This window comes from Kosakonia sp. H7A (assembly GCF_003028445.1).
Lineage (GTDB): Bacteria > Pseudomonadota > Gammaproteobacteria > Enterobacterales > Enterobacteriaceae > Kosakonia > Kosakonia radicincitans.
Window position 1 is genome coordinate 1 of the sequence record NZ_PYTZ01000037.1, and the last position, 694, is coordinate 694.

Below are 694 nucleotides of genomic sequence, written 5' to 3' on the forward strand. Positions count from 1 at the left end.
ACGGCCATCGCGCCGAAGTCGCCGGCGCCGAAGCGTTCGTGGCCCAGCCAGGCGCCGAGCGCCACGGCGATCACCGGGTTGACATAGGCGTAGCTGCCGGCCAGCGCCGGCCGCACGTTGTGCAGCAGCCACACGTAGGCGGTGAACGCGATGATCGAGCCGAACACGCACAGGTAGGCCACCGCGAGCAAACCCTGGCGGGTCGGCAGCGCGTGCGGGCGCTCGCCGATGAGCAGGCCGACGAGGAAGATCAGCACGCCGCCGCAGATCATCTGCCCGGCGGCGGTCATGAACGGCGAAGGCAGGTCGCGGCCGCGCGACCAGATCGAGCCGAACGCCCAGCCCAGCGGGGCGATCAGCAACAGCACCAGGCCCGTGGGCGTGGCGGTGAGGCTGCTGCCGGCGTTGAGCAATACCACGCCGAGGAAGCCGATCACGATGCCCAGCCACTCGCCGCGGCTGGCGTGCTGGCCGCGCAAGGCCGAGAACAGCGCCATCCACAGCGGCACCGAGGCGACCGCGGTGGCGGCCAGGCCGGAAGAGACGTCGCGCTCGGCCAGCACGACCATGCCGTTGCCGAGCAGCAGCAGGGTGGCACCCATCATGGCGATGTTCGGCCATTGCGCACGCGTGGGCGCAGGCACGCCACGCCAGCGCAGTACCGCGTACATGAGCGTGCCGGCGATGATGAAGC

Annotated in this window: 1 protein-coding gene; it reads right to left on the reverse strand. The window is 71.0% G+C overall.

Annotated features, from left to right (window positions below; translation table 11 throughout):
- On the reverse strand, positions 1 to 694 hold a 694-nt coding region (gene yedA, locus CWM66_RS27955; RefSeq protein ID WP_107147744.1), incomplete at both ends, for a drug/metabolite exporter YedA.